This window comes from Streptomyces sp. CO7, from assembly GCF_053474865.1.
Window position 1 is genome coordinate 205,808 of record NZ_JBRIOU010000002.1, and the last position, 908, is coordinate 206,715.

The 908-nt window shown below is 76.2% G+C and carries 1 protein-coding gene; it reads left to right on the forward strand.

Features of this window, described 5'->3' with window-relative positions; all coding sequences use genetic code 11:
* On the forward strand, positions 1 to 908 hold a 908-nt coding region (locus ACOV8S_RS02840; protein ID WP_448315925.1), incomplete at both ends, for an acyltransferase domain-containing protein.

Genomic DNA, 908 nt, shown 5'->3' on the forward strand with positions numbered 1-908 from the left:
GTGTCCGCGCTCGCCGCGCCCACCGTCCGGCGGGCCCGCGCCGCCGAGGCCGCCCGGCCCCGCCCCGTCGCCCTGCTCTTCCCCGGCCAGGGCTCCCAGCACGCCGGCATGGCCGCCGGCCTCTACCGCCGCGAACCCGTCTTCACCGCGGCCGTCGACGCCGCCCTGTCCCACATGGGGGAGGAGGGCGCCCGGATCCGCGCGGACTGGCTCGACCCGAGGAACGCGGCGATCGACATCGACGACGTGCGCCGCGCCCAGCCGCTGCTGTTCGCGGTCGACTACGCGCTCGGCCGCATGATCCTCGGCTGGGGCGTGAAGCCCGTCGCCTTCCTCGGCCACAGCGCCGGCGAGCTGGTGGCCGCGACCTTCGCCGGAGTGGTCGGTCTGCCCGACGCCGTCGCGATGGTCATGGCGCGGGTCAGGGAGGCCGTGAAGATCCCGGCGGGCGGCATGCTCGCCGTAGCCGCGAGCGAGGAGCGACTGCGCCCGTACCTCGTCGACGGCGTGGCGATCGCCGCGGTCAACGCCAACCAGCAGGTCATGCTGGCCGGCGCGAGCGAACCGCTGGCCGGCGTCGCGGCCCGCCTGAAGGCCGACGGCCTCACCGCCGTGATCGTCCCGGCCACCAGCCCCTTCCACTCCCCGGCGATGGCGCCCGCCTCGGACGCCGTCGAGGCCGACTACCGCTCGCTTCCGCTGCGCGAGCCTCGGGCGGCGCTGTACTCCGGCTACACCGGCGGCCCGATGAGCCCCGACGACGCCCGCGACCCGCGGTTCTGGGCCCGCCAGATCACCGACACCGTCCACTTCCGCGACGCCCTGGACGACCTGCTCGCCGCGGACGACGTCCTGCTGGTGGAGGCCGACCGCCAGTCGGTGCTGGGCGCGGCGGCCCGGATCTGGAC